The sequence below is a fragment of the Rathayibacter sp. AY1C5 genome, assembly GCF_002931705.1.
Classification (GTDB): domain Bacteria; phylum Actinomycetota; class Actinomycetes; order Actinomycetales; family Microbacteriaceae; genus Rathayibacter.
On record NZ_PSWD01000002.1, the window covers coordinates 1 to 25,475 of the forward strand.

Genomic DNA, 25,475 nt, shown 5'->3' on the forward strand with positions numbered 1-25,475 from the left:
CCTCTTCTCCCACTGCTGCACAGGAAGGCCCGACCATGACCACCGCACCCCGCCCCGCCCACCGCTTCGACCCGTACCAGGAGGACCCGACGCTGCGCGCCGCCGAGGTCGCCGTCGACGCCGCGGCCGCGTCCGGCGACGCCGACGCGACCGCCGCCGCAGCGCGAGCGCTGATCGTCGCCGCGGCCGCCTACGGCTGGCCCACCGCGACCGCCCTCGTCTTCACGTACGAGACGACCGGCCCCATCGCCCACGTCTGGGGACTGTGGAAAGTCCTCGACGCCGACCGCCAGGTCCTCCGCGAATGGGACGAGGAGCCCGGCGACATGACGGACGAGTCCGAGGAGGAACTGATCGCCCTTGACCTCATCAGCAACCGCCGCGCGACCCTCGACTACACCGACTTCGGAAAGCCCATCGGCTCCACGACCCCTATCCTCCACACGCTCACCCTCTGAGCGCGTGCGCGGGCCGACCCTAAGCGGGCCGGCCCGCACGAGGGGGAGAACCCCCTCGACCCCCCGTCGAGAGCCCGCGTCCTGCCTGTGCTCTCACCGGTGGCTAGGCTACGGACGCGAAAACCGCAGTGATGGCAGAGGGGCACCCTTCGTGACGACCGGACCGAAAGTGTCGATCGGAGCCGGAGTCGCTGGGCTCCTGGTCTTGTTCTTCGAGCTCTACGGCCAGGTCAGAAACGGCACCGAGACCTGTTACGCCTGGTATGGCGTTCTCTTTCCCGGCGTGGAAACGGAGACCCTGGCAGGCGCTTCATTGTGGCCGCTCGGCCTCAGGTGCACTTATGAGCGATTGGGCTCCGGTGACGTACTCGCCGTAATCAACCCGAGCTGGTTCCTCACAGCGCTGCTGATCGTGTCGTTGGGGCTGATCATCGGCGGCCTCGTCTATGCCATCCGCTCTCACACCGCTCCGGCCAGATCTGACGCGTAACGCCCCGGCCCCGACCGGGCCGGCCCACAGGGGAGGGAGAATCCCCTCGACCCCAGGGCCTCGAACCACAGCAGCACAGCCAGTGTCATGGCCGGATGCGACGATGGACGCGCTCGCACCCGTCGCGACCGCCGGTCGTCGCGCCTCATCAGACAGGACACCCACGATGAAGCTCTACCCCGACGTGATCAGCACCCTCCGCGCCCAGGAAATCGACCCTGACGAATGGGCGCGCGAGCACGGCTCGCCCTCCGCCGCGGAGTGGGCCGGCGACGAATGCGGCTGCGCCGACGACCGCTGCATCGGCCACCACCACGACGAGCACGAGGACTGCGGCTGCTTCCCCGCGATGCTCGAGCAGCACTTCGCCCAGGAAGACGCTCGCGGCCACCGGACCCTCAAATGGCGCACCACTCCCGTCAGCGTCGTCGTCTCAGCAGAATCCGACCTGGAGGACTTCGGGCTCCTCGCCCTCGCCGATCAAGACCAGATCGACCTCTTCGCCAGCACCGACGTCGATACGGCGGCGATGACGCAAGAACACACCACCGCCGAAGAGACAGCCCGGATCGCAGCGTTCGCCGCCGAAATGTCCACCGCCGGCTCCCTGAGCACCGAGCAGTACGAGCAGCTCGGAGAGATCCACCACGCGGTCCTCAACCGCGCCAAGGACGCAGGCGACCCCCGGTACGACCTGTACCGCGCGACGGAACGGCTCTCCCGCGCCATCACCGAGGTTTGGGACCGCGACGTCGCCGCGTACCAAGACGCCTACCTCACCGTCGTCCGCGACACCCTCACCACCCGAGGACTCACGACCGGCATCAAGATCGTGGACTTCGCTGACCGCGACACCGGAATCTACGACGAAGACCTCGCGCACGACCTGCGCAACGTCGCCCTGCGCACCACGCCCCTGCCCGTCATCGGAGCCCACAGGGAGGAGCGCAAGATGACGGTCGACGCGCTACGCGCCGCCGGCCTCAGCTACATCGAGCGCGCCCGCACCGTAGTGTCCGGCGAGGCTGCGACCGAGTAGCGATCAGCGGCGAGGGCGCGGCTTGTACTTCTTCCCCGCACGGATGTTCCGATTCTCGATCACTCCGACGATGGCCAGACCGATCGCCACCGCGACGAGCAGGAACCAGCCGAGCACGTTGAACCACTCACCGGTGAACGCCGCGTAAGTCTGCTCACCGGCGATCGCGAAGAGCATGAACGACAGCCCGAACCACACCATGCCGTTGCTGATCAGCGCAGCACGCGCGAGCTTGGTCCGAGGCTTCGACATGCGCCCACCCTCCCACCGGACCCTGGACGTGTCCACGGGGCCGAGGCGGTTCTAGGGTGAGCGCATGAGCACCCCGACGCCCCGCGAGCTGCTGGCCGTTCACGTAGCCGCCGAGCCCTCCGGGATCACCGCGACCTTCACCCTGGGCGATCCGCTCGAGCTGCCACAGTCGGTGGGATGGTTCACCTACGGCATCGAGCTCACCGGCGCCGACGGCGCCACGGTGAAGCACTTCGGCGTCCGCCTCTCCGACGAGGAGACGAAGGCGTTCGTCTTCGAGTTCGAGAACGCCACCCAAACCAACTACGACGCCACCCACGTCACCGACCGCGGCGCCTCCCTCGTCGCCCGGTTCCCGGACTCCTCACTCGGCGTCGACACGATCCGCTCCGTCACGGGTTTCGCCACCATCGAGGGGGAGGACGTCGCCGCCGGTGTCCCCGTCCAGCTGCTCCGCTAGCGGGGTCGAAAAGGTAGACTGACCCCGGATGGAACAGCCATGCCTGCCGGCCCTCGTGCCGGCTTTCGCGCTTCCTAGGCCAGTTGCGATCGAACGCCTAAGCTGAGTCCGAATCGGAAGAACTCTGCCCGCGCCTGTCGCGTAAACTGAACCCGCCTTCCAGTTCTCTGCCCGCCGGCCCTCGTGCCGGCTTTTTTCATGCCCGGATTGAGCAGACCCCGCTCTCCTGGCCCCCTCCTTCCTTGCACCCCTCTTGGCGGTGCAGGGATCGTCGCGCCCCCAGCGCGACCACAACAGAGCGCGCCCGCGCGCTCGCACCCAGTGGAGGTCCTTGTGATTGACCTGAACCTGCTGCTCGGGTGGCTGAAGAAGGACAAGCCCGCCGCCGCGGCGCTCATCCGTGCCGGAGTCTTCGTGATCCTGGTCGTGACCGTGCTCTGCGCGGTCCTGATCTACATCACGCTCCTCGGCCCGAGCGATGCGCCCGCAGACCGGCTGACCTCCATCCTTCACGGCCCGGCGAAGTAGTCGCCGGCCCAGCCGCTAGCCCGAAAAAGCACAGACCTGCTGGGTGCAGGAGAGCTCTGTCCGCCATCGTCCCGTATGAGGTACCTCTTGCGGGCGTACTGCCCACAGACAGTTGCCGCGCGGCTTGGATCGACTATCCGAACAGCGGGTCGACTGTCCATACCAGAGGAATGATGTTCGCGGCTCCTCCGGCCACGACAGCAGAACCGAGAATGAGCACGTCCCGCCATGCGATCGCAGGGCCCGACGTCGCCGCTCTCTTCACGGAGTCGAGGAGGGCGTCAGCGCCGCGCAGCTCCTGAATCAGCTCGATGGGAAAAAACTCAGACACTGCAGCGGGGTCAACCGGATCGTTGGCCTCCAGATCGATCCGGCGCGCCTCCTTCTGCGCGCCTACGGCGAGTCGTATCAGCCCCCAGACGCTCGCCCCTACGGCGTACACGTTGAGTGCGATGAGCCAGCCGGTCATGACGGACGGCTCGCATTCGACAGGTCGCTGACTTGCTGAGGGAGCGGGTCGAGTAGGTGCGGTCCGTTGTTGCGGACGCTGTTCACGTCGCGGGACACCTCGTAGTGCTCGAGGTCGTGCGCGACCGCGAACGACTCCCGGTCAAGGAGCTGCATCGGCGCGTCGACGTCGAGGTGCCCGCCGAGCCAGTCGTCGTAACCGTCCGGCGTGATGCACGCCGGCATCCGGTCGTGAACCTCACCCGGCGCCACATGCGAGTCGCGGGTGATGATCGCCGTCGACAGCCGCCACTTCTCCGGATCGTCCTCCGCATTCGACGGGTCCGGCCAGGCCGAGACAATGCCCGCCATCGCGAGGGCCGCGTCGGGCTCGTAGATGAAGTGCGGCTGCTTCCCCGTCTCGGTGACCGTCCACTCGTAGTAGCCGGCCGCCGGGATCAGCACCCGCGACGTCGCGAACGCCTTCCGGAACATGGGCGAGCTCGCGACCGTCTCGATCCGCGCGTTGATCGGCTGCGGCCGCTGCTTCTTGAAGTCCTTCGCCCACACCGGCACGAACCCCCAATGCACGGTCGGTGCCGACCGCTCTCCGTCGCGCTCACGCACGACGGTCACCGGCGACGTCGGCGCCACGTTGTAGTTCGGGCGCAGACCCCCGAAGTTGGCCGAGACGAGATCCGGCAGCAGGGCCGCCGTGGAGTCCTTGACGACGAACCGACCGCACATGCGCTCAGCCTACGAAGAGGAGGGCGACGCCGTGGGGGTGACGCCGCGGCGGTCCTCCGAGAAGGTGACGCCGGCGCGCTGCTCCACTTCGCGAATCACGGCCGACGTCTCGACGTCGCCTCGAGCCCACAGCGTGAGAACGGACATGGCCTCGCCCACCATGTTCTCTATCCCGCGTCGAGGCTGCTGCACCATCGCGAAGATCGCCATGAGCACATCAAGGATCGGTTGTTCGTCTGGAGTCAGTCGCACGGTGAGCTCGTTGAGAGCGTTCGAGAACCTCGCCTGCGCGGCACCGGGAGCGCCGGGATCCGCGGCGGCTGCTGCCCGTGACCCGCTTGCCTGTCGGTATTCGACAAGCGCGGAAAGGGCAGCCATGAGCCACTGTCGGCGCTCCGCTGCGGTCCGCTCGCGCGTCGATCGACGCCTGTCCAGCTCGTCGCGGATCCACGGCACCACCACTGAGGCCACAAGGGAGGTCACGGCGCCGATGATGACGCCGGTCAGACCGATCGTTGCGCTGTTCACACCTCGACCGTAGCGACGTCTTCGAGAGCGTCGTGCAGTTCCTAGCTGTCGCCGCGTCGCGCCTCACGGCGCATGAGGACCACGAATCCGACGATGACGAAGAGGACGACGAACGCCACGGAGATGATCGGCCAGTAGGTCACGAAGAACCAGATGATGGCTAAGGGCACCAGGATGATCACGCTGGGATCAGGCATCCGGCGCTCCGTTGCGCTCCGTCGGCCGAAGGGTCGGGTCGAGTGGATGCTGCCCGTTCTTGCGGGAACTGCTTGTATCGCGGGACACCTCGTAGGGGAGCGCGACGCGTGTGCTCTCCATTCGAAGGCCGGTGCCGGTGCCTGGCGATGCCTGCCGTTCGCGGCGCTGCGGCGTCACTGTCCCGTACTGGAGGGCGAGACCCGGGCAGCTGCGAGGTTTCGGACGCCAGGATCACCGACGCCCAAGATCAGAATGCTCTCGATACTGCCGATCGTTTCGGGATCCGTGATCTGCAGTTCCTGGTCGGCATCCGCTGTCAGCGACCCGACCTCGCTTCCGACGTCCGAAGGGAACCTCAGCTCGCCGTCGTTGTCCTCGAGCGGAGCGCTCGTGAAAAGGACCCGCGGTTCCACTGCTCCGGTCAGGCTCAGCCTGCTGAGGGACAGCCACACCGTCCCGTCCTCTCGCTCCTCGATCAGCAGATCGCCGGTCGCATCGTCGGACACGCTCTCGAGTGACGTGCGGATGGGCAGCTGCTCCAGAAGCGACTGGGCGGCGGGAGAGTCCGTCGCGTCAGAACCGTCCGTGGGAGTGCTCGTAGGAAGGCTGGGAGCGGCGGACGTCGCCGAGGGGCTGGCGACGGCGGTTCCATCGAGGGGTGCCGTGCACCCGGCCAGGGCCAGAACGAGCCCGGTCGCAGCGGCCACGGCCGAGAGTCGACCGATCGCGTTCGTGTCTGTCATGGTGTGTGCTGCTCCGTCCGTCGAACTGTCGCTCAGCCTACGCAGGGCGCGATTCTCAGCACCCTGCCGAGGGGTCGCTTCGGGACCAGTGGTGTAAACGCCTCCCCGATCGGATCGTCGTTCGAGCAACGACCGGGCGTCAGTCGCGCTCCGCCTCTGCCCCTCCTGGCATCGTGAGCCAGAGGATGAGGGTGAAGAGGAGGCCGAGGATGCCGCTGACGAGCAGCGCAGCGACGGCGAAGGCGGAACCGCCGAACGATCCCTGAGCATCGTTGCTCGTCTCCACCGGCACGAACCAGTAGACGACGGCTCCGACGACGAACAGCAGGCTGACGACGAGGGCTCCGATGCAGGTGTCCCGCCGCACCTTTTCTTGGGACCCGTCGCCTGAGAGGTTGACGAGCCACAGGATCCCGATCACGGCGGGAGCGCCGGCGAGGAACGCTAGAAACACGGGTTCTCCTAGTTGGTAACGGGTCGCGACGGTATTTGCACTCGGGGCAGGCGCTGCATGAGGTGGTCGACGGTACGACGGGTGTCTATGCGCGCAGATCCCGTTCGAAGGCGAGGCGGAGCCGGCGCTCGTATTCGTCCTGCTCCATCGGCACCACCGCGGCGAGCAACTCCTCCAGTCGCTCCTGGTCCGCGCCTGCCACGGAGACCACGGCGTTGTCGATGAGTCGGGCGAGCATCGGGGAGCCGTCCACCTCGAGCACCCAGACGCCGTCGTCCCGACGGTCGCAGGTGTTCCCCGCTGTCCCCGCCAGCTCGGGATTCGTGTACAGGCTGCAGACCTGGCTCTCGAGCGAGAACTCCGGGTTGAAGCGGCTCGTGAGGATCGTGATGTCGCCCGGGCCGGAAAGGTAGTCGGTGTCCTGTCGCGCGAGAAGATCCTCCGACGCCCGGATGGAGGACTCGTACTGCCCGATGACGACGGCCGTCGTCGTGAGCCGATCGGACTCGAACGGCACGACGGACGAATCGAGCCGCGCTTCGTACTCCGCCTCCTGTGAAGCGCGCGCGGCAGCGGACCGCCCGAGCACCGTCTGCACCACGGGCGATGCCACTGTCGCGAGGAGGGCTACGGTCGCCACGGCTCCAACGATTCGGGCGCGACCCGGATGGACGACGAGCGACCCGAATGCCGCCACGGCGCCGAGCAGCAGCGGAAGGGTGGCGAGGAGGGGAGCCGGGAGCGGCGGGGCATCGGTCACGAGCGGTGTGACCACGGCGGCGAGTGTCGCAAGAGTCAGCAGCGCACCGAGCACGAGATTTGCGCCGGCATGCAGGCGACCCGTGACGGCCCGAGACACGATCAGCAGGAGCGCAGTGGCGATGAGCGGCAGGAGGACGAACGCGGCCAGACCGGCGTATCCGGCGTACAGCAACGGCACGGCGAGGAGCGATCCGGCGAAGGCGACGGCGCCGACTGCGATACCCGCCAAGCCTGCGTGCGCGATCGCCGAGGCAGGATCGGGCGCAGTTGCCATCGGGCCCCCTCCCTGCCGTTGCCCCGAGTGTAGAGAGTGACCGGTTTTCCTGCCCAGCGCGCAGGACCCGCCTTGCTCGGCTGCGCGAGCACGCAGCGTATGCCAGTGAAGCGCATAGTCACGGGAGCGGGGTGCGCCATCGCTAAACCCTGCTCTTCCGCATCGCCACCTCGGGTCGACTCCTCAGGCCGTCCCGTTAGAGGATCGTTCACCGGTACACGCATGAGCGACACCGACCGCCGCGAAATGTAGAGATGATCGCTCTGTGGCGGTGTTCTGCGATCGCATTATGGCGGCAGAGAGCGCTCGTTTGGAGCACACCTCAACTTGGCGTCAGGCGGGCTCGCTTAGCGAGTTGTCTAGTCCATCGAGTCGGGAGCCTGCTCGGGAGAGATCTCTGCGTCTTCGTGGCGGGCATTGCGCAGGGGGGAGAGTGCGACGATGAGCGCGGCTGCGGTGAAGGCGATCGCCGCCGCTCCGATCGTCAGGTTGTAGCCCCAAGCCGTTACGAGGACGCCGGTCAACAGCGCACCGAAGAGAAACACGACGCGATTCGCTGTGCGGATGGTGGAGTTCATGCGGCCCTGGATCTCGTCGGGCGCGATCGCTTGCCGGTATCCCGTGTCGTTGGCATCCTCAATACCCATCGACAGCCCGTAGACGAACTGCACGGCGCAGACGACGGGAAGCAGGAGACCGAGGCCGCTGTCCACGTCGAGGGGAAGAACGGCGAGTGCCAGCCAGGGCAGGATGACGAGCGCACGGCCCAGCAGGATCGCACGACCCGCTCCGACCCGCGCCCCGACAGCAGGTGCGACGAGAGCTCCGAGGAGGCCACCGACGCCGCCGAACGCGAGCGAGACGCCGAACGCCCAAGCGGGCAGGGACAGCTCTCGGAGAACGAACACCGCGAACACCGTCGTCACGATGCTGTTGCCGAGGAACCAGGCGTGGACGGAGAGCGCGAGCGGCCGGAGGGTGCGGTGCCGGTAGGTGAATCGCATTCCCTCGAGGATGTCGTGACCGATGTGACGGCCTGGTGCGCGGCGATCGGGCCGGCGCTCCTCCACCTTGATGCGTGATTGCAGCACCGCCGACACCGCGTTGATGGCAGCGTCGAAGGCGAGCAGGAGTGGTGAGCCGATCAGGTTGAGCAGTGCTCCGCCGAGCGCGGGTCCTGCCGTTCCCGCCAGGGTCTCGCTCTGGCCCAGTCGCGCGTTGGCCATCACCAAGGACGACCGGGGAACGATCTGCGGGAGGAACGGCTGCGCGGCGGAGTCCGCGAACAAGGTCAGGACACCGAGCAGCAGGACTGCCGCGGCGAGTGACCAGAAGGTGAGCGCATCGAGAAGGAGAAGGACGGGGATCATTCCCAGAATCAGCGCACGCCCGATGCTGGTGACGACCAACGTCCGCTGGCGCCGCCACCGATCCATGAGCGCGCCCACGATCAGACCGAACAGCAGGTACGGCACTACGCCGAGCGCCGCGAGAATGCTGATCTCCGCAGGCGTTGCGTTCAGTACCGAGACGATCAGCACCTGGAACGCGACACCCGCGATCGCACTGCCGAAAGAGCGGATGGTCGTTGCGCTCCAGAACAGCGCGAAGGGCGGAAGGCCGAGCACTTCGCGCGGACCGTTCATCGGAACCCTCCGGGCAGCCGATCCATCTCTACGGTCCGCCGCGCATCAATCATTGGTGCCCCTCACGATTCAGTCCACTCTCCCAGAACAGCGGCCTGAGAGGATGTGGTGTCCGGTAGGGGATCCTCCACCGGACACGATGCTCACGATCCGGTCGCGCCGTCGTTGTCGCGCCGCGGAACGAGGACAGCAATGTCGTACCAGCCCGGTTCCGCGACGACGAGGTTCACAGCTTCTCCGCGCAGCTGGTAGTCGACCTCGCCGCGCTGTGCGTTGAACCACGTTTCCTGCTAGCCGTCATCGCGGATCTTGTCGACCACGATGTAGTCGGGGAGGACTGGGGCACCGGTGCTGTCCACGAAGTCCTGGTGGATGCCGTAGACGTTCGCGCCGTCAACGAGGTAGGGAGCGGCACGATCCGCGGCGATCACGCGGGCTCCGTCCGGGACGTGGGTGTGCACTCGCCCGATGACATCGCAGTCGCCGCAGTCTCGTCCGAGGGTGTCGACGGAGCACAAGAGAACTATGGCGCTCTGTTTGTCCCCCGATTAGTCCCCTCTTTTGCCGACATGCAGATAAATCGCAGCGCCCATAAATTGCCTGTGAAAGGCTAAATCAACCCGAATACTGAAGATACTCACAGACAACTCGTTGAAAGTCTTCGTTTCTGTGATTATCACTGCAAGAAAATCCACGACTCGACGACTCGACGACTCGCTCGATTCGCTCAGTTCTATGTATAAGGAGAACCTCCCTATGAAAACTCGCAAGCTCACGCGAATCGTTGCCGTTCTCGCCGTCACGCTCGGTCTGACCATTTCAGGAGCAACTGCCGCGAACGCAGCGGTAGGTCCGGGCGGGAACGTGATCACCTGCAGCGTTTCACTGGACAACCCTCACCAGTCCGGACACGTCAACGGCACGATCAGCGCGCAGGGTCGAGTTACGTGCACCGGCGTCGTGAATGAGATCTACATCAAGACCTCGCTTCGGAAGGTGACCAACAACACCGTGGCTTCGCAGACGTTCGACAGCTTCAACGTCAACTTTGGGTCCTCCGTTGGAGCGAAGCCGTGCTCGGATGGCCCCGCCACCTTCAAGTCGCAGGCCGATGTGCTGGTGCACTTCCCCGCCGGCTACACCCCGACGCCGCAGACAACGAACAAGTACAGCCCGAACGTGTCGGTCGCGTGTGGCGCCGCCAGGATCGCGCCGACCGCCACGGCGGGCGCTTCGGAGTCCGAGGACTTCGGCACTACGACTTGGACGATCACTGCGGTCAAGAACGACTAGCTTCAAGACCTCTGTTCACGAACGGATCACCTCTTACAAGGTGGTCTGTTCGTGTTTAAGAGTGATACCCGCGCGAAGCCATACCGTCGTCTCAACCCCCCAGAACCCCGGTGACACGACCGCTCCGCGGTACGAAAACTCGAAACAGTCGATTCGGGCGACAGCGAGAGCCGTCAAAGACACCCGCGAGTAGCTTTGCGCAACGTTTTGCCAGCAGATTTTACCGTCCTCTGCCGCGAACTGAATTGAAAAATCACACCATTCCACGGCGGAAGTGATTAGCAATTCAGGGCCAGCATTCGTTCCCACGCGCCAGGCTTCGACACTATCAAGGGTGTCGCGTGCGGCAAGATGTGCGAACCACATGCCGGGAAAACAGTCATTAGCCGTTGAGGTACATATTGCACCCCGTGGCTTGTTGCCCCAACTTGTCGATTCGATTTCATGTGCTTCAAATTCTGCGGGATTGCGCCGATGCGACAGATGGCGCTGATATCCGCCGCCTGATCGGAGATCCTCGATATGTCCGTTGAGAATAGTCAAAAGAGCGGGGAGCGCTGCATATTCGTCTACAGCTTCTGGATTGACATTTGATTCTAGAACCTCTTGACCGGCCATGCCCTCCGGATACAAACTTTCCACGAACGCCACCGAAGCAAGGCTGGCCTCGGCTAGATGTGTCTCAGACTGAGCAACTATAATCCCGTAAGAAATGTCAGCGTTCCACGAACGCAATCGTTCCATGCGGGAGACGAATTCCTGCATAAGATATGGCTCTTCTCTTGTCGGCGGGTCTCGCACGAAGTCTATGCGGAGGGCCGGCTAGCTGCTGGGGTTGCGATCAGCGCCCTGTCTCTGGCCGCGGCCGCGTCGCGTCTGGGGCACGGTGCTGATTGGCGCTGACCACCAACTGTCTTCAGCCGAGCGCTTACCTGAACCAGCCAGGAGGCGAGGATGCCGGACCCGAGACCAGATGCGAGCAGGAGCAGGCTCGGTACGTCGAGACGTCTGCGCTGACGCGCCTTAAGACTCGATGTCACCAGCCGACCTCCTGTGGCTCTCTACTTTCGCTGCTCAGGAAGGCATTGAAGGAGGCTCGTGGCCGAGCCTCCCAGGAGGCGGCTGAACGCGATTCAGGGCACCCCCGGTCCGGAGCCTCAGTCACAAACGACGACGTGATCGCGCAGCTGATGTTCGGTCCGTGGGTGGTCGTCGTTCGCCCGATGTCCGAGACGGAATCGGCGCACCGTCAGGAACAGCTGTGCAGGGAAGCGCTGGTGCAGGCGTTTCCTCACGCCACGGCCGGTGATGCCGGTCGAGTGGACATCGGCAACCAGCTCGAGACGCTACGACGGCTACGGAACCGAGTCGCTCACCACGACAACCTTCTGAGGGTCAACGTGCAGCACCGCTTCAACAGCATGCTCTCGCTTCTGTCGAAGCTGGACCCGAGCTACCCGACGCTGGCAACAGGCCGTAGCACCGTCCGGCGGCTACTCCGAGAGGATCCGCGCCGCTCCTGGTGAGCGACGATGACCGCTCCGGCGAGCACACGCCTCGTTACTTCGCAGCGGATCGAGCTCGACGCCGCAAATTTCATCGGTTGCCTGCCGTCGGTCGGCGCAAAGCTGAAGACCAGCTGTGAGAAAGCGACTGAGCGCCCCGTTGCTGCCCGATTCTGAGCCAGGGAGACGGAGTGGCGGGACTACGTGCCGTTAGGCTCGGCTGCGCTACCGCGTACAGCCTCGCCTAGCGGCCGTAGTCCCGCCACTCCTGTCTCCCTGGCCCAGGTCGAGAAATCCCTGGTCAGAACCATTTTTCGTGCTTGAGGCGTCATGTTGTTTGTGTCAGTCTCGCTCTCGCAACGCCTCCAGCGACGCGAGCTGGCGGACTGAGTTCAGCTCCCCTGGCACTTCCGGTGCCGGAGGGGAGCGGTTCGAGAGCGGGAGCCACAAGCTCCTCGATCGAACTGCAGCGGGAGCCGATGGCATCACTCTTGAAACAGTTTTTCACCTGTGGATAACTCGCTGGGTGGAGCCGAATCACACCTCTGTGATTCGCTCAGCGGGTCAGAATCGGTCAGTCCGGGTCAATTTTGGCCCTCAACGGCTCCAAACGGCGATCTGACGCCCGTTTAACCTGTGCATAACCGGTGCCAACGATCCGGGCGCCTCGACGTCTTAGATGGGCGCGTGTCGGAGGCGCGCGGTACAATGAAATGCAAGAAAACCCCGATCCGCCGAGTGCGGTGAAGGGCACTGGCGGATCGGGGTCAGGTGTCTGTGGAGGACTCCTTACTCTATGGGCTCCTATAGCTCGTACGCGAGATTGACATCGGTCAGGCTCGCGTGTATCCGCCTCCCTGCAAGTGAGGAGGATCAGGATGGCCAAGTCGTCGTCTGCGTCGTCGAAGCCTTCGAAGGCTGCCCTGTCCAAGGCCGGTCGCGTTCTCGCGTCCAACGCCTCGACGAAGCCCGCGATGTCGAACGCCGGCTCAACACTGGGTAAGGGCTAACGCCCGCGCCGACCGGCATCGATCAGGTGCCGGCCGGTGCCCCCGAGTACGACTTCACCGTCTTGTTCAGCCTCACTTGCTACGGCCCCTCGGGGCAGGCAGGTGAAACCCATGACCGTCCTTGACGACCTTCTGAACGACGTCCGCAGCCAGATCGAGCCGGAGCTCGCGAACCTCCAAGAGGCACGCGCCCGACTCGCTCTCGTCCGTGACCACGCTTCGACCTTCTACGGAGCGCTTCGCACCTACCGCAGCGGCTCTCTCGCTGTGCACTCGATGAACAACCCCGTCACCGACGGCGACGGGGGAGTGGTCCTCAACCGCAACTACTACCCCGGGCTCGGGCCCGAAGGAACGCAGGAGGAAGAGCCGGGCGACGTCGTCGCCGACCTCTGCGCCCACCTCGGCCCGCTCATCCGCCAGACCTACCCGGACGCCCAGGTCCACACGTCCAAGCGCGGCCCGAAGATCCTCTTCCAGAGCCCCGCGGCCGACGGATCCGACCCGACCGTCGACATGGTCCTCGCGCTCACCCGTAAGGAGGGCGAGGGGATCTGGATCCCCAACCTCGACAAGGACGACTGGGACGCCTCCCACCCCGAGGAGCACGTCGAGCTGTTCAACGACAGCGCACCGGCGTTCCGCTCGACCCGTCGCAAGATCACGCGACTCGCGAAGGCCTGGAACAAGCAGTACAGCGTGCAGGGCGCCTCCTCGTTCGAGGTATCGGTCTGGGCGTGGGAGTTCGTCGAGACCGGGATGGGAATGGCGAAGGGACTCTGGACCCTCTTCGACAAGGCCGCGACGCGCCTCGAGGACGGTGACCCGACTCCCGACCCGGCCGGCGTCTCCGATGACCTTCGACTTCTCATCAAGGCGGAAACGATGGCTCCCCGCCTGCGGAAGGCCGCGACGAACATGCGGGCCGCCCTCGACTCGGACGACGAAGACGAGATCCGCGCCGCCGTCAGCACGGTCTTCTGGAAGTACATCGACGCACCGGAGACCGCCTCGCTCGCCGCCTCAGTGTCTGCTCTCAAGTCAGCGACTCCTGTCGCTGCGACAGCTCTCGGAATAGGGGTGACAGCGACCACGGCGGCCGCGAGCGTCTCGCGGGCCTACGGTGGCGACGCCTCGCGATGAGAGCGCCCCGACGTCCATCGCCGTGGTTCGCGAAGCCGGCTCCCCGCATCCGGTTCGTTCGCGATCTCGCGGCGGTGGACGCCGTCCAGGTGCTCAAGAGTGAGTATCCGGGCGGCTTCCGCATCGAACTCGAACTCGAGCCCGAAGGGATACCCCGACGAAAGGTCACCATCGACTTCTCCCGAGGATCACCCGACACACCTCGGGTCCACGTCGACGGACCCGACGAGTCTCCCCACCGATACCCGGATGGGACGCTCTGCATGTGGTATCCCGGCGATCGTCCACCAGCGAAATGGCTCCCGCGGGACGGCGCAGCAGAGCTGATCGTCCGTATCGGAGTACACCTCCTCAAGGAGCAGTGGTACCGGCAATCCGGCGAATGGGTCGGACCTGAAGTCACCCACAAATCCCCCAACCCAGCGAACGACCCGAGGAATACCTGACGCAAAATGTTCGTCAAGCAGTTAAGAAGCTATTGATTACAGGGAGTCGCGTCGATCGGGCAGCCACGATGGGCGCGGCCGTCAGCGTCGGACCCGAGCGGCACTCATCAGAACGGAGCGGCGCTCCGTGATCCGGGTCGTCGCGAGCCGAGCCGAGTTGTCGACGACTACCTCGAAGCACATTTCATTATCCTCCGCCGCGAGAAAGTAGTGGGTGACAACGCGAGGCGCCACATGCATTAGTGAGACCTAGTGCCGGATTGCCTATTACTGAGCCCTTCTGGGCGTCACGCCTCTTTCTATAAGGCTGTCTCGGTTCTCAGTCGAAATCTCATCGGAAACGTCTTACAAATTTCTGAGCGCGGCTACGAATTGGTATCTATAGTCCATAGAGCATGATCTGCAATGCGGGTTGATTGAGCTGTAGCCTCGTCGACCGCACCAAGACGTCGAATTTGAGCTTCCTTAGCCCAAAGAATGTGCTTGTCGGCAGCAGGTTTAAGTGCGCGCAGTGATGCTAGCTGTTCCTCATTAGGAATTAGCTCGACAATATCAGCTATCAAAATTTCTTTGCTCTGCGCCCAACTGCTATAACGCAAATTGCTATAAAGACGCCTCACTCTGTCGTACTTAATATGCCGAAAGGTTGACTCCGGTAGGATCTTCGTGACTACCAATTCTTCGTAAAACTCTCGCCAACAATCGGTTTCGCGGTTTCGCTCGCTTTCAAACCATTGCACAAACTGGTACAGATACCTTCCGCGGACTCGAACACGTAAGTCGCTTTCACTCACGGCATCAGGGGTGAGCAAGTCATCATCGAGGACGTTCATGGACTGGCGTATAGCTGAAAATGATGCATGCGCCTTATATACGCCTCCAACGGGCTGATACTGCTCGAACCTCTTCCCCATAATAAGCAGATACTCGTTATCAACCTTGATCTGAAAAAGGTAACTGGCAGAAATGCGCACACTCTTTCGCCAAGAGCGCACGGCGTAGGTGGCGATTCTCAGCCAACGAGCGTTCGCAACGACGGCATCGATTAGAGGAACGGCGAAACCCACTGCGGTTCCACTGGTGATTGCAAACCAGGTGGCACTGCCCTGAACGAGAATCGAAACTGTTGTGAATAAAATCACGCCGACAAGATAGATGAGCAAACGTACCAATGGAACTCCCGGTTTATATGCGATATTTTCGAAGCAACACGGTTCGGAAGCTTTCGATTATCTGGGCCGACCCGATTGTCTTCGACCAGCTACCCTAAATTTCCTAATAATAGAACGCCAGTATAGCGGTACTACAGGTCGGATGGCGCGGGGGTTGCAGTATTCTTCGGCTAAAATTCTCCGTCTGCGACGGTGGTCGCTTCTCGGGAGAGTGTTTAGCGCAGTTGCTTGACCAGCGAGGTGAGCGTCAGGTTCGCAGATTCCACTCAAAGCTCGAGTTAAGGTAGTTGGCGCGGTAGGACATGAGAATATCCGGAAGGTGAACCGAAGCGGATGCGTGGGTTGAAAGCTCTACCTGGACGGCCGCAAAAACCATTAGCTTTCTGAGACAGTCTACTGGGGGTCGTTCCGAGGTTGGCCTGAGCCGGAACGGCGGAGGTCTCGCCGTCTCAACAATTTGTCTCGCAGTACTTCGTCTCAGCAGGGTGCCCGGAGGGGCTTTCCGAGTCAGAATGTGCTCGTGAGGCTTCTAGGTTATACGCGTGTGAGTACGTCGAGTCAGGACGCGCAGTTGCAGCTCGACGCGCTCGTTGCGGCCGGCGTGCAGAAGCGCGACGTGTTCGCTGATGTGACGTCCGGCAGCAAGACCGCGGTCGAGCGGCGCGGGATGAAGAAGCTCCTCGAGTACGCCGAGGACGGGGACACCGTCGTCGTCTGGAGAGTAGACCGGCTCGGCCGGTCGCTGATCGACGTCTTGAACACGGTGAACCTGTTGCGTGAGCGCGGCGTGCAGGTCCGGTCGATCTCCGACGGCATCGATCCGTCGACGTCGGCCGGTCGGCTGATGCTGAACATGCTCGCCACGCTCGCGGAGTACGAGCGGGAGCTCATCGTCGAGCGAGTCAACGCCGGCATCGCCGCTGCCCGTGCGAGCGGGACGCGCTTCGGCCGTCCTCGGTCGAATCCTGCGGTGATCGCGGACAAGCTCGCGATCGCCGCGGACGCTCGAGCGCATGGCCGCACGGCTGAGGATTCTGCCCGTCTCGTCGGGTGGAGTCGCGCGACGCTCTATCGCCACCAGGCGGACGCGGCTGGGCGCGCGCTTACTGGAGAGCAGTCGGCATCCCGGTAGGGGACTGCGCTGTGGTCGCGATTCGCTGGACTGCATGGACCCGGTCCTGTGCGGATCGTGAAAGGCGACGGCGGACGCCGACGGTGACGCCGATTCAGTGGACCGCGTCGTAGGCCTCCTGCGCGCGTGCGGGGATGGGGCCGCGCGGCGACACCTCGTGTCCGTTCTCAGCCGCCCATTCCCGGATCGCCTTCAGCCGTTGCGGGCCATTCTGCGTTCGGGCAGAGGACGCGGACGGCGCCGCGAAGCGTTCCCGGCGCACGCGGCGGCCGGCGGTCGCGTACTTCTCGGAAACACCGCGCAGCTCGGCCGCGTTCTCCGCGGACAGATCTATTGATCGACGGCTCGAGCAGCAGGGCGGCGGCGACGTCGGTCAGCGGCCCGAGCACGGCGATCCACAGCCGGCCCGCGTCGCGCAGGGCCTCCGCGACGATCAGGCGGGCGCCGTCCGACGCCTCGGCGGGCAGGGCCGACTCGGCGCCGTCGACGACGGTCACCGTCGCTCCCGCCAACTCCACGATGCGGTCGATCTCGGCGCGCGACTCCGGCATGCTCCCCGGCCGGCCGAAGTGCGCGGCGACCAGGCCGCGGACGTCGAGGGTGTCGGTCAGCAGCGCCTGGACGATCGCGAACTGGTCGTCGGCCTCGTTCGCGGCGTCGGTGCTGACGATCAGGCGGTGCGGGGGAGGCGGGGTCATGCGGACTCGCGCTGCACGAGGGTCGTCGCGAGGATCGGCTGCCGGTCGACCGGGCGGCCCTGCACGACGGCGACGACGGTCTCGGCGGCGACGCGGCCCATGTCCTCGAGGGGCTGCCGGATGGTCGTGAGGGTCGGATCCGAGGTGGTCGCGATGACGACGTCGTCGAAGCCGATGACGGAGACGTCGGCGGGGACGCGGCGTCCGGACGCCTGCAGCACGCGGATCGCGCCGTTGGCCATCAGGTCGGAGGAGGCGAAGACGCCGTCGAGGTCGGGGTGGCGCTGCAGGAGACGCGCCATCGCGGCGGAACCGCTCTCGAGCGTGAACTCGCCGTGCACGATGGGGCTGGAGTCGAGGCCGAGCTCGGTCAGCTCGTCGCGCCAGCCGCGGATGCGGTCGCGGGCAGGCTCCATGTCGTGCGGGCCGGCGATGATGCCCAGGCGTCGGCGGCCGGAGTCGGCGAGCGCGCGGGCGGCGAGGCGGCCGCCTCCGTAGTTGTCGGAGTCGATGACGATCGCGTCCTCGGGCAGGGCGACGCGAGGACGGCCGACCCAGGCGATCGGCACGGGGGAGTCGGCCAGCGCCTGGGCGAGGTGGGTGATCTCGTGCTGGAGGATCACGATCGCGCCGTCGACGGCCCGCGAGCGGAGGAAGCGGGGGATGCGGTCGCTGTCGTCGTGGTCGGCGGGCAGCAGCACGGGCTGCACCTCGCCGGCGTACAGGCCCTTCGCAGCGCCCTTCAGCACCGAGGTGAAGAACGTCCCGGTGAGGCTGTCGAGCTCGTTGAAGGCGACGATCAGGGCGATGGCCCCGGCCCGCCCGCCGCGGAGCATCCGGGCGGCGCTGTTCGCCTCGTAGCCGAGGGACTTCGCGGCGCGCTCGACCGCGGCGGTCATCCGGACGTCGACATTGGTGCCGCCTGCGAGCACCCGGGCGGCGGTGGCGCGCGAGACGCCCGCGGCCTGGGCGACGTCCACCAGCGTGGGTCGAGTCATGCTGCTTCCTTCTGCGAGGGGAGGTTCCGGCTTCCGCGCCTCCCCGCGGAGCACGGTGGGGAGAACGTCGGAGTGAAGACTCGCACGGGGCGGCGGGTGGCCGTCCGGAACTGCTCGATTTGCGAAACTTCCCTTTGATACTAGGCGGAGATCGTTATCTCGCGGAGACCGGTTCTCGCTTGCATCGTGCTCGCGGGCGGGTTAGGTTGGCCGCCAAGAGATCGTTCTCTGAGGCCCGCCCTCACCGAAACCCTGCGAATCCCCAACGAAGAGGAATTGTCGTGAAAAGAAGCCTGACGGCCGTAGCCGCCGCAGCAGCAGTAGTCGCGCTCACCCTGACCGGGTGCTCGTCCGGAGGGGGAGGAGGCGCCTCGGACGACCCGAACGCCGAAGCCACCTTCTGGTCCTTCACCGGCATCAACGCCAAGGACAGCGTCGACGAGTACCTCGCGAAGATGCCCGACGCGAAGATCAAGCTCTCCGAGGTCGGCAGCACGACCGAGACCGCCACCGCCCTCACCGCGGCCCTCGCCGGCGGCAAGGTGCCCGACCTGGTCATGATCCAGAACGACGACCTGCCCCAGTTCGTCGCCAACAGCTCGAACTTCCTCGACCTGCGCACCCTCGGCGGCGACGACGTCGCCTCGACCTACCTCCCGTGGGCCGCCTCCGCCGCGACCGCCGACGACGGCTCCGTCGTGGGCGTCCCGACCGACGTCGGCGGACTGGGCTTCGCCTACCGCGCCGACCTCTTCGAGCAGGCCGGCCTGCCGACCGAGCCCGACCAGGTCGCCGAGCTCTGGAAGGACTGGCCGTCCTTCATCGAGACCGGCAAGAAGTACACCGAGGCGACCGGCAAGCCGTTCGTCGACAACATCGAGACCAGCGTCTTCTTCTCGACCGTCAACCAGGTCTCGGAGAAGTACTACTCGCCCGACGGCGAGCTGGTCTACGACACCAACCCGCAGGTGAAGGACGCGTTCCAGGTCGCCGTGGACACCAAGGACGCCGGCATCAGCGCCGGCATCGCCGCCTGGTCCTCGGGCTGGGCCCCGGGCCGCGCGAACGGCGCCTTCGCCGTGACGATCGCCCCCTCGTGGATCCTCGCCGGCATCAAGACCGACGCCCCCGACACCGCCGGCAACTGGCGCGTCACCAGCGTCCCCGGCATCGGCGGCAACTGGGGCGGCAGCGTCATCGCCATCCCCGCCCGCGCCGAGCACCCCGAGGCCGCCTGGCAGTACATCAAGACGATGATGTCGGCCGAGGGCCAGACCGACCACTTCAAGGCCTCGGGCACGCTGCCCGCCGCCACCGAGGCGGTCGCCAGCGAAGAGGTCCAGTCGTACACCGACCCGTTCTTCGGCGACTCGAAGATCGGCGAGGTCATGGCCACCTCCGTCGAGCAGTTCCCGTCCTTCTACAACGGACCGGACACCACCCCGATCAACGGGGCGCTCCTCAACACCCTCGTCGAGCTGGAGGCCGGCAACGTGACCTCCGACAAGGCGTGGTCGACCGCACTCGACACGGCCAAGCAGGCCATCGGCGGCTGATCGCCCCACCCACCCGAGCGGCCCGGCGCCTCGCGCGCCGGGCCCCTCCCCCCTTTCTCGACGGAGGTACTCCCGTGTCAACGGTGACAGCAGCACCACCCCGCAAGCAGCGCAAGCAGCCCAGCGCGCCGGTCCAGAAGGCCGCGCGGATCCGCAACTCCCTCTCGGAGCGGATCGCCCCCTACGCGTACGTCGCGCCCTTCTTCATCATCTTCATCGTCTTCGGGCTCTTCCCGCTCCTGTTCACGTTCTACGTCTCGCTCTTCGACTGGAACCCGATCGGCGAGCAGACCTTCGTCGGCATCGCGAACTTCCAGCAGCTCTTCGCCGACTCCCGGTTCTGGAACGCGCTGGTCAACACCTTCGGCATCTTCATCATCTCGACGGTGCCCCAGCTGCTGTTCGCCCTCTTCCTCGCGCACCTGCTGAACCACGCCCGCCTCCGCTGGGCGAACTTCTTCCGCATGGCGCTGCTGGTGCCGTACATCACCTCCGTCGCGGCGACCGCGATCGTGTTCGCGCAGATCTTCGACAAGAACTTCGGCCTGATCAACTGGTTCCTCGGCATCTTCGGACTGCCGTCGATCAACTTCCTCGCCACGAACTACGGCTCCTGGATCGTCATCTCGACGATGGTCTTCTGGCGCTGGTTCGGCTACAACACGCTCCTCTACCTGGCGGGCCTGCAGTCGCTGCCCCGCGAGATGTTCGAGGCGGCCTCCGTCGACGGCGCGTCCAGCTGGCAGCAGTTCCGCCACCTGACGATCCCGGCGCTGCGCCCGATCATCGTCTTCACCGTGATCATGTCGACCATCGGCGGTCTGCAGATCTTCACGGAGGCGCTCCTGGTGGCTCCCGAATCGGGCCTCACCTGCGGCGCCGGCCGGCAGTGCCAGACGCTGGCGCTCTTCCTCTACGAGCAGGGCTTCGGCCAGTTCAAGTTCGGCTACGGATCCGCCATCGGCGTCGTGCTGTTCGTGATCGTGGTCCTCGTCTCCCTCCTCAACTTCTACCTCTCCACCCGCACCCGGAAGGAGGCCGTCTGATGTCGGATGTGATCGACCAGGCCGTCCCGCAGACGCTGGCCCCCACGGTCCAGAAGGCACAGCTGCCGAAGCGGCGCGGGAAGGGCGGCGGAGTCGGCTGGCCGACCTACGTCTTCCTCGTGATCGCGGTGCTCGTCTCGATCTTCCCGCTCTACTACATGTTCGTCGTCGCGTCGGTCGGAGCGACCGCCGTCACGTCGATCCCGCCGCGCCTGTACCCGGGCGCGAACTTCATGGCGATCGCCGAGAAGGTGTTCGACACCGTCCCGTTCATCGCCTCGATGCTGAACAGCCTCATCGTGTCGCTGAGCATCGCCGTCATCTCGGCGATCCTCTGCGCGATGGCCGGCTTCGCCTTCGCGAAGCTGCAGTTCCCAGGCCGCAACGTGCTGTTCCTGATCGTGCTGCTGACGATGACGGTGCCGGCGCAGCTGAGCATCATCCCGCAGTACCTGATCGTCTCGGCGCTCGACTGGGTCGACACCCTCCAGGCGATCATCGTGCCGGGCCTGGCCAGCGCCTTCGGCATCTTCTGGATGCGGCAGCACATGTCCACGACGGTCAGCGACGAGCTGATCCAGGCGGCCCGCATCGACGGCGCCAACTCTTGGCAGCTGTTCTGGCGCATCGCCTTCCCGGTGGTCCGCCCCGCGGCGTTCGTCCTCGGGCTGATCACGTTCACCGCGGTCTGGAACGACTTCATGTGGCCGTTCATCGTCCTCAAGTCGCCGGAGCTGTTCACGGTGCAGATCGCGCTGAAGCAGCTGCAGGCCAACCGCTCGATCGACGTCGCCCTGGCGATGGGCGGATCGTTCATGGCCACCCTCCCGCTGCTGATCGCGTTCTTCTTCGTCGGCCGCCGGATGGTGTCCGGGATCATGGACGGGGCGTTCAAGGGCTGATGCACGACGCTTCCCCAGCACTGCCCGGGACGGACGCCGTGCGTCCTCCCGGGCGGGACTGGCGGGACCGCGCTCTGCCTCCGGCCGAGCGCGCCCGCCTCCTGACCCAGGAACTCACCCTCGAGGAGAAGGCGGCGCAGCTCGGCTCCGTCTGGCTCACCGACTCCGCCGACGACTTCGCCCCGAAGCTCGACGACGGGCCCGCCGCGGGCGACGACCTCTTCACCGGCGGCCTCGGCCAGCTGACCCGCGTGTTCGGCACCGAGCCGGTCACCGTCCCGGAGGGCGTCCGCCGGCTCCGCGAGCTGCAGGAGCGCGTGGTCGCCGGCAGCCGCCTCGGCATCCCGGCCATCGCGCACGAGGAGTGCCTCACCGGCCTGGCCGCGTACGGCGCGACCGCGTTCCCCACTCCGCTCGCCTGGGCGGCCACCTTCCACGAGGAGCTCGTGGGCGAGATGGCGGAGGCGATCGGCTCGGACATGCGCGCCCTCGGCATCCACCAGGGCCTCGCCCCGGTCGTCGACGTCGTGAAGGACTACCGCTGGGGCCGCGTCGAGGAGACCCTCGGCGAGGACCCGTACCTGGTCTCGCAGCTCGGCGCCGCCTACGTGGCGGGGCTGGAGGGGACCGGCGTCGTCGCGACGCTGAAGCACTTCGCCGGGTACGCCGCCTCCCGCGGCGCCCGCAACCACGGACCCGTCAGCATGGGCCCGCGCGAGCTCGCCGACACGGTGCTGCCTCCGTTCGAGGCCGCCCTGCGGCACGGCGGCGCCCGCAGCGTGATGACCTCGTACACCGACATCGACGGCGTGCCCAGCAGCGCCAGCCGGCACCTGCTGACGACGCTGCTCCGCGACCGCTGGGGCTTCGAGGGCACGGTCGTCGCCGACTACTGGGCGGTGCCGTTCCTCCAGGCCATGCATCACGTCGCGGTCGACGCGGCCGACGCGGGGCGCCTGGCGCTGCACGCCGGGGTCGACGTCGAGCTGCCGCAGACGGCGGCGTACGGCGAGCTGCCGCGCCTGATCCGCGAGGGTGTCGTCGACGAGGCCGACCTCGACCGCTCCGTCGCCAGGCACCTCCGCCACAAGTTCGAGGCGGGCCTGCTCGACGGCGGCCCGCTGGTGCCCGAGGGAGCCGAGGACGTCGACCTCGACAGCGCTCGCAACCGCGAGATCTCGTCGCGGATCGCGGAGGAGTCGGTCGTGCTGCTGCGCGACGGGGACGTCGCGGGGCTGCTGTCCTCCGGCTCGCTCGCCGTCGTGGGACCGGCCGCGGACCAGTTCCGCAGCCTGGTCGGCTGCTACGCGTTCCCCAACCATGTGCTCTCCAAGCACCCCGGGCACGACCTCGGCCTGTCGATCCCGACGGTGCTGACGGCGCTGCAGGAGGAGTTCGGAGCGTCGCGCGTGCGCTTCGCGGAGGGCGGCTCGATCACCTCCGCGTCGACCGACGGCGTGCAGGAGGCGGTGGACCTCGTCCGCGGCTCCGATGCGGCGGTCGTCGTGGTCGGCGACATCGCCGGGCTCTTCGGCGACGGCACCTCGGGCGAGGGCTGCGACGCGGCCGACCTCCGCCTCCCCGGAGCGCAGGAGCCGCTGGTGACGGCCGTGCTCGAGACCGGCGTGCCCACCGTGGTGGTCGTCCTCTCGGGCCGGCCCTACGCGCTCGGGGCGTTCGGAGCGGCGCGCGGACTCGTGCAGGCGTTCTTCCCGGGAGCGGACGGGGCGGCCGCGGTCGCCGGCGTGCTCTCGGGCCGCGTGGCTCCGACCGGGCGCCTGCCCGTGCAGATCCCGCGGCTCCCGTCCGCGTCGACCACGTACCTGCAGCCGTCGCTCGGGCTCTCGAACCCCGGGATCACGGCGCTGGACGCGACTCCGCTCTACCCGTTCGGCTACGGGCTGACCCGCGGCGCGCTGACGTATACGGAGCTGGCGACGGCGGCGGAGCTGCCGGTCGGCGGATCGCTCGACGTGGCGGTATCGCTCCGGAACGACGGCGCCGACACGGTCGAGGTGGTGCAGCTCTACGCGGGCTACCCGACCTCGGCGGTGGTGCGGCCGGTCGCGCAGCTCATCGGCTTCGCGCGCGTGCCGATCGCGGCGGGCGAGACGCTGACGGTGCACTTCCACGTCGACGCGGCCCGGCTCGCCGTGACGGGGGAGGACGGCCGGCTCGCCGTGGACCCGGGGCCGCTGCGGCTGACGGCCGGCGCCTCGGCGGCGGACGCGGCGGTGACGGCGGAGGTGTCGATCACGGGGGAGCGGCGGCTGCTCGCCGAGCGGGCGCTGCGGACCCCCTGGTCGGTGGCGCGAGGCTGAGCGGTCGGCCCCTCCCCCCTGAGGCGCCGACCGCTCGCGGGGGCGGGCCGGCGGTGCCGGCTCGCGACCCCGCGGAAGTCGCGGTACTCGCGCGCGAGTCCTGCGACTTCCGCGGGGTCGGCGGCCGGGAGCGCGACGGCCGCGTAGCACCGCAGTCGCCAAGCGCAAGGGGCCCGCGCGAGCCGGGGGCCCGGCCTAGCGTGGAAGGAGCGGCGCCGCCGGTGGCGGCCCGCGGAGAAGACCGATGCAGAGGAGAGTCATGCCCGCCCTGACCGACACGTTCACGCTGTCCAACGGAGTCGCCATCCCGAAGATCGGGTTCGGCACCTGGCAGATCCCCGACGGCCCCGAGGCCTACGACGCGACGACCGCCGCGCTCGAGGCCGGCTACCGCCACATCGACACCGCCCGCGCCTACGGCAACGAGGCGAGCGTCGCCCGGGCCCTGCGCGACAGCGGCGTCCCGCGCGACGAGGTGTTCATCACCACCAAGCTCCCGGCCGAGGTGAAGGACTACGAGGGCGCGAAGGCGAGCTTCGAGACCACCATGGCGGCGCTCGAGCTCGACCACGTCGACCTGTACCTCATCCACGCCCCGTGGCCCTGGCAGGACATGGGCTCCGACCACCGCGAGGGCAACATCGCGGCGTGGAAGGCGATGGAGGAGATCCTCGAGGACGGTCGCTCGCGCGCCATCGGCGTCTCGAACTTCCAGGTCGCCGATCTGGAGTCGCTGATCGCGGCGACCGACGTGGTGCCGCACGCCAACCAGATCCGCTGGTTCGTCGGCAACACCCAGGACGAGACGACCGCGTACTGCAAGGAGCACGGCATCCTCGTGGAGGGCTACTCGCCGCTCGCGACGGGCGGCCTGCTCGACAACTCCGACATCGGCGAGATCGCCGCGAAGTACGACAAGTCGGTGGCGCAGCTCTGCATCCGCTACCTGCTCGAGAAGGACGTGCTGCCGCTGCCGAAGTCGACGACGCCCTCGCGCATCGTCGAGAACGCCGACGTCGACTTCGAGATCTCGTCCGAGGACCTCGCGCACCTCGACTCGCTCGTCGACACGGAGTCCTGACCCGCGGGCGCCTGCTCCTGACGGTCCGGAGGCCGTCGCACTCGAGCTCGAGCGCGGCGGCCTCCGTCGTCTCGGCGCATCCGCCGCCGCCTCCGCTCGCGAGTGCGCAGGAGTTGTCGCAGTGGGCGTCGAGTGCGACAAGTCCT

29 protein-coding genes are annotated in these 25,475 nt (G+C 66.5%); 15 read left to right on the forward strand and 14 right to left on the reverse strand.

The features are described from left to right. Positions 1-35: 35 nt before the first annotated feature. From C5C57_RS02435 to C5C57_RS02445, 3 genes are all read left to right on the forward strand, one after another. Complete coding sequence (locus tag C5C57_RS02435) at positions 36-458, forward strand: hypothetical protein (RefSeq protein WP_104297228.1); 423 nt, start codon at positions 36-38, stop codon at positions 456-458. Between the two features lie 151 nt (positions 459-609). Continuing rightward, complete coding sequence (locus tag C5C57_RS02440; RefSeq protein ID WP_146078890.1) at positions 610-948, forward strand: hypothetical protein; 339 nt, start codon at positions 610-612, stop codon at positions 946-948. A 166-nt stretch (positions 949-1,114) separates the two neighbouring features. Then, the gene (locus C5C57_RS02445) at positions 1,115-1,987 is read left to right on the forward strand and encodes a hypothetical protein (RefSeq protein ID WP_104297229.1); all 873 of its coding nucleotides are present in this window, start codon (positions 1,115-1,117) and stop codon (positions 1,985-1,987) included. Between the two features lie 3 nt (positions 1,988-1,990). Here C5C57_RS02445 and C5C57_RS02450 read toward each other — a convergent pair whose 3' ends face one another. Continuing rightward, a complete protein-coding gene (locus C5C57_RS02450; protein WP_104273461.1) occupies positions 1,991-2,239 on the reverse strand; it encodes a hypothetical protein in 249 nt (82 codons plus the stop codon). A gap of 64 nt (positions 2,240-2,303) precedes the next feature. Between C5C57_RS02450 and C5C57_RS02455 the strand changes: the two genes are divergently transcribed. Together C5C57_RS02455 and C5C57_RS02460 are read left to right on the forward strand one after the other, a co-directional pair. After that, positions 2,304-2,699, forward strand: coding sequence for a hypothetical protein (locus tag C5C57_RS02455; protein ID WP_104273460.1), 396 nt, complete (start codon positions 2,304-2,306; stop codon positions 2,697-2,699). Positions 2,700-3,032: 333 nt separating this feature from the next. Further along, complete coding sequence (locus C5C57_RS02460; RefSeq protein WP_104273459.1) at positions 3,033-3,227, forward strand: hypothetical protein; 195 nt, start codon at positions 3,033-3,035, stop codon at positions 3,225-3,227. Positions 3,228-3,360: 133 nt separating this feature from the next. Here C5C57_RS02460 and C5C57_RS02465 read toward each other — a convergent pair whose 3' ends face one another. The 9 genes from C5C57_RS02465 to C5C57_RS17920 form a co-directional block, all read right to left on the reverse strand. Continuing rightward, positions 3,361-3,696 (reverse strand): hypothetical protein, encoded by a 336-nt coding sequence (locus tag C5C57_RS02465; protein ID WP_104273458.1) that lies wholly within the window; start codon positions 3,694-3,696, stop codon positions 3,361-3,363. Continuing rightward, positions 3,693-4,421, reverse strand: coding sequence for an SOS response-associated peptidase (locus tag C5C57_RS02470; protein WP_104288843.1), 729 nt, complete (start codon positions 4,419-4,421; stop codon positions 3,693-3,695). The genes C5C57_RS02465 and C5C57_RS02470 overlap by 4 nt, the downstream gene beginning before the upstream one ends. 9 nt (positions 4,422-4,430) lie before the next feature. Next, on the reverse strand, positions 4,431-4,949 hold the full coding sequence (locus tag C5C57_RS02475; protein ID WP_104273456.1) for a hypothetical protein: 519 nt from the start codon (positions 4,947-4,949) through the stop codon (positions 4,431-4,433). Positions 4,950-4,990: 41 nt separating this feature from the next. Then, positions 4,991-5,146 carry a hypothetical protein gene (locus C5C57_RS17915; RefSeq protein ID WP_181069059.1) on the reverse strand — a complete coding sequence of 52 codons (156 nt, stop codon included), beginning with the start codon at positions 5,144-5,146 and terminating at the stop codon, positions 4,991-4,993. A gap of 174 nt (positions 5,147-5,320) precedes the next feature. After that, positions 5,321-5,890: a hypothetical protein gene (locus C5C57_RS02480; RefSeq protein WP_104297230.1), complete on the reverse strand. Its 570-nt coding sequence runs from the start codon at positions 5,888-5,890 to the stop codon at positions 5,321-5,323. A 139-nt stretch (positions 5,891-6,029) separates the two neighbouring features. Continuing rightward, on the reverse strand, positions 6,030-6,344 hold the full coding sequence (locus C5C57_RS02485) for a hypothetical protein (RefSeq protein WP_104297231.1): 315 nt from the start codon (positions 6,342-6,344) through the stop codon (positions 6,030-6,032). A gap of 85 nt (positions 6,345-6,429) precedes the next feature. After that, positions 6,430-7,380 carry a hypothetical protein gene (locus C5C57_RS02490; RefSeq protein ID WP_181069061.1) on the reverse strand — a complete coding sequence of 317 codons (951 nt, stop codon included), beginning with the start codon at positions 7,378-7,380 and terminating at the stop codon, positions 6,430-6,432. Between the two features lie 359 nt (positions 7,381-7,739). Next, on the reverse strand, positions 7,740-9,026 hold the full coding sequence (locus C5C57_RS02500) for an MFS transporter (protein ID WP_104297233.1): 1,287 nt from the start codon (positions 9,024-9,026) through the stop codon (positions 7,740-7,742). A 290-nt stretch (positions 9,027-9,316) separates the two neighbouring features. Beyond that, complete coding sequence (locus C5C57_RS17920; protein ID WP_181069063.1) at positions 9,317-9,487, reverse strand: hypothetical protein; 171 nt, start codon at positions 9,485-9,487, stop codon at positions 9,317-9,319. Positions 9,488-9,782: 295 nt separating this feature from the next. On the opposite strand from C5C57_RS17920, the gene C5C57_RS17575 reads away from it, so the two are divergent. After that, the gene (locus C5C57_RS17575; RefSeq protein WP_146082333.1) at positions 9,783-10,319 is read left to right on the forward strand and encodes a hypothetical protein; all 537 of its coding nucleotides are present in this window, start codon (positions 9,783-9,785) and stop codon (positions 10,317-10,319) included. A 33-nt stretch (positions 10,320-10,352) separates the two neighbouring features. Here C5C57_RS17575 and C5C57_RS17580 read toward each other — a convergent pair whose 3' ends face one another. Continuing rightward, positions 10,353-11,084, reverse strand: coding sequence for a hypothetical protein (locus C5C57_RS17580; RefSeq protein ID WP_146082334.1), 732 nt, complete (start codon positions 11,082-11,084; stop codon positions 10,353-10,355). 410 nt (positions 11,085-11,494) lie between these two features. On the opposite strand from C5C57_RS17580, the gene C5C57_RS02510 reads away from it, so the two are divergent. The 3 genes from C5C57_RS02510 (at position 11,495) to C5C57_RS17585 (ending at position 14,423) form a co-directional block, all read left to right on the forward strand. After that, a complete protein-coding gene (locus C5C57_RS02510) occupies positions 11,495-11,845 on the forward strand; it encodes a hypothetical protein (RefSeq protein ID WP_104297235.1) in 351 nt (116 codons plus the stop codon). Positions 11,846-12,945: 1,100 nt separating this feature from the next. After that, entirely contained in the window at positions 12,946-13,977 is a 1,032-nt protein-coding gene (locus C5C57_RS17925) for a hypothetical protein (RefSeq protein WP_181069065.1), read from the forward strand. 74 nt (positions 13,978-14,051) lie between these two features. Next, positions 14,052-14,423: a hypothetical protein gene (locus C5C57_RS17585; protein WP_146082335.1), complete on the forward strand. Its 372-nt coding sequence runs from the start codon at positions 14,052-14,054 to the stop codon at positions 14,421-14,423. 365 nt (positions 14,424-14,788) lie between these two features. Here C5C57_RS17585 and C5C57_RS17590 read toward each other — a convergent pair whose 3' ends face one another. Next, positions 14,789-15,565 (reverse strand): hypothetical protein, encoded by a 777-nt coding sequence (locus C5C57_RS17590; RefSeq protein ID WP_146082336.1) that lies wholly within the window; start codon positions 15,563-15,565, stop codon positions 14,789-14,791. Positions 15,566-16,115: 550 nt separating this feature from the next. On the opposite strand from C5C57_RS17590, the gene C5C57_RS02520 reads away from it, so the two are divergent. Further along, the gene (locus C5C57_RS02520; protein ID WP_104297311.1) at positions 16,116-16,727 is read left to right on the forward strand and encodes a recombinase family protein; all 612 of its coding nucleotides are present in this window, start codon (positions 16,116-16,118) and stop codon (positions 16,725-16,727) included. Between the two features lie 94 nt (positions 16,728-16,821). Here the strand turns inward: C5C57_RS02520 and C5C57_RS02525 are convergent, their stop codons facing one another. Together C5C57_RS02525 and C5C57_RS02535 are read right to left on the reverse strand one after the other, a co-directional pair. Then, positions 16,822-17,061, reverse strand: a complete 240-nt coding sequence (locus C5C57_RS02525) for a histone-like nucleoid-structuring protein Lsr2 (protein WP_104297236.1) — start codon at positions 17,059-17,061, stop codon at positions 16,822-16,824. Positions 17,062-17,421: 360 nt separating this feature from the next. Then, positions 17,422-18,423 carry a LacI family DNA-binding transcriptional regulator gene (locus tag C5C57_RS02535; RefSeq protein WP_104261720.1) on the reverse strand — a complete coding sequence of 334 codons (1,002 nt, stop codon included), beginning with the start codon at positions 18,421-18,423 and terminating at the stop codon, positions 17,422-17,424. Positions 18,424-18,704: 281 nt separating this feature from the next. Here C5C57_RS02535 and C5C57_RS02540 point away from each other — a divergent pair, with 281 nt between their 5' ends. The 5 genes from C5C57_RS02540 to C5C57_RS02560 all read left to right on the forward strand — a co-directional run bounded on the left by C5C57_RS02540 (position 18,705) and on the right by C5C57_RS02560 (position 25,329). Further along, complete coding sequence (locus tag C5C57_RS02540; protein ID WP_104226495.1) at positions 18,705-19,979, forward strand: extracellular solute-binding protein; 1,275 nt, start codon at positions 18,705-18,707, stop codon at positions 19,977-19,979. A gap of 83 nt (positions 19,980-20,062) precedes the next feature. After that, complete coding sequence (locus C5C57_RS02545) at positions 20,063-21,025, forward strand: carbohydrate ABC transporter permease (protein WP_104224677.1); 963 nt, start codon at positions 20,063-20,065, stop codon at positions 21,023-21,025. Next, on the forward strand, positions 21,025-21,927 hold the full coding sequence (locus tag C5C57_RS02550; RefSeq protein ID WP_104297237.1) for a carbohydrate ABC transporter permease: 903 nt from the start codon (positions 21,025-21,027) through the stop codon (positions 21,925-21,927). The genes C5C57_RS02545 and C5C57_RS02550 overlap by 1 nt, the downstream gene beginning before the upstream one ends. Further along, positions 21,927-24,248 (forward strand): glycoside hydrolase family 3 N-terminal domain-containing protein, encoded by a 2,322-nt coding sequence (locus tag C5C57_RS02555; protein WP_104297238.1) that lies wholly within the window; start codon positions 21,927-21,929, stop codon positions 24,246-24,248. Before C5C57_RS02550 ends, C5C57_RS02555 begins: the two co-directional genes overlap by 1 nt. Positions 24,249-24,507: 259 nt before the next feature. Next, positions 24,508-25,329: an aldo/keto reductase gene (locus C5C57_RS02560; protein WP_104261718.1), complete on the forward strand. Its 822-nt coding sequence runs from the start codon at positions 24,508-24,510 to the stop codon at positions 25,327-25,329. The last annotated feature ends 146 nt before the right edge of the window (positions 25,330-25,475 follow it).

What these genes read in the sequence shown, in the direction of transcription:
- C5C57_RS02560 (WP_104261718.1), top strand. Translation starts at nt 24,508, where the DNA reads ATGCCCGCCCTGACCGACACGTTCACGCTGTCCAACGGAGTCGCCATC.
- C5C57_RS17575 (WP_146082333.1), top strand. Translation starts at nt 9,783, where the DNA reads ATGAAAACTCGCAAGCTCACGCGAATCGTTGCCGTTCTCGCCGTCACG.
- C5C57_RS02550 (WP_104297237.1), top strand. Translation starts at nt 21,025, where the DNA reads ATGTCGGATGTGATCGACCAGGCCGTCCCGCAGACGCTGGCCCCCACG.
- C5C57_RS17915 (WP_181069059.1), bottom strand. Translation starts at nt 5,146, where the DNA reads ATGCCTGATCCCAGCGTGATCATCCTGGTGCCCTTAGCCATCATCTGG.
- C5C57_RS02450 (WP_104273461.1), bottom strand. Translation starts at nt 2,239, where the DNA reads ATGTCGAAGCCTCGGACCAAGCTCGCGCGTGCTGCGCTGATCAGCAAC.
- C5C57_RS02480 (WP_104297230.1), bottom strand. Translation starts at nt 5,890, where the DNA reads ATGACAGACACGAACGCGATCGGTCGACTCTCGGCCGTGGCCGCTGCG.
- C5C57_RS02535 (WP_104261720.1), bottom strand. Translation starts at nt 18,423, where the DNA reads ATGACTCGACCCACGCTGGTGGACGTCGCCCAGGCCGCGGGCGTCTCG.
- C5C57_RS02465 (WP_104273458.1), bottom strand. Translation starts at nt 3,696, where the DNA reads ATGACCGGCTGGCTCATCGCACTCAACGTGTACGCCGTAGGGGCGAGC.
- C5C57_RS02500 (WP_104297233.1), bottom strand. Translation starts at nt 9,026, where the DNA reads ATGAACGGTCCGCGCGAAGTGCTCGGCCTTCCGCCCTTCGCGCTGTTC.
- C5C57_RS02445 (WP_104297229.1), top strand. Translation starts at nt 1,115, where the DNA reads ATGAAGCTCTACCCCGACGTGATCAGCACCCTCCGCGCCCAGGAAATC.
- C5C57_RS02435 (WP_104297228.1), top strand. Translation starts at nt 36, where the DNA reads ATGACCACCGCACCCCGCCCCGCCCACCGCTTCGACCCGTACCAGGAG.
- C5C57_RS17580 (WP_146082334.1), bottom strand. Translation starts at nt 11,084, where the DNA reads ATGCAGGAATTCGTCTCCCGCATGGAACGATTGCGTTCGTGGAACGCT.
- C5C57_RS02455 (WP_104273460.1), top strand. Translation starts at nt 2,304, where the DNA reads ATGAGCACCCCGACGCCCCGCGAGCTGCTGGCCGTTCACGTAGCCGCC.
- C5C57_RS02490 (WP_181069061.1), bottom strand. Translation starts at nt 7,380, where the DNA reads ATGGCAACTGCGCCCGATCCTGCCTCGGCGATCGCGCACGCAGGCTTG.
- C5C57_RS02470 (WP_104288843.1), bottom strand. Translation starts at nt 4,421, where the DNA reads ATGTGCGGTCGGTTCGTCGTCAAGGACTCCACGGCGGCCCTGCTGCCG.
- C5C57_RS02555 (WP_104297238.1), top strand. Translation starts at nt 21,927, where the DNA reads ATGCACGACGCTTCCCCAGCACTGCCCGGGACGGACGCCGTGCGTCCT.
- C5C57_RS17925 (WP_181069065.1), top strand. Translation starts at nt 12,946, where the DNA reads ATGACCGTCCTTGACGACCTTCTGAACGACGTCCGCAGCCAGATCGAG.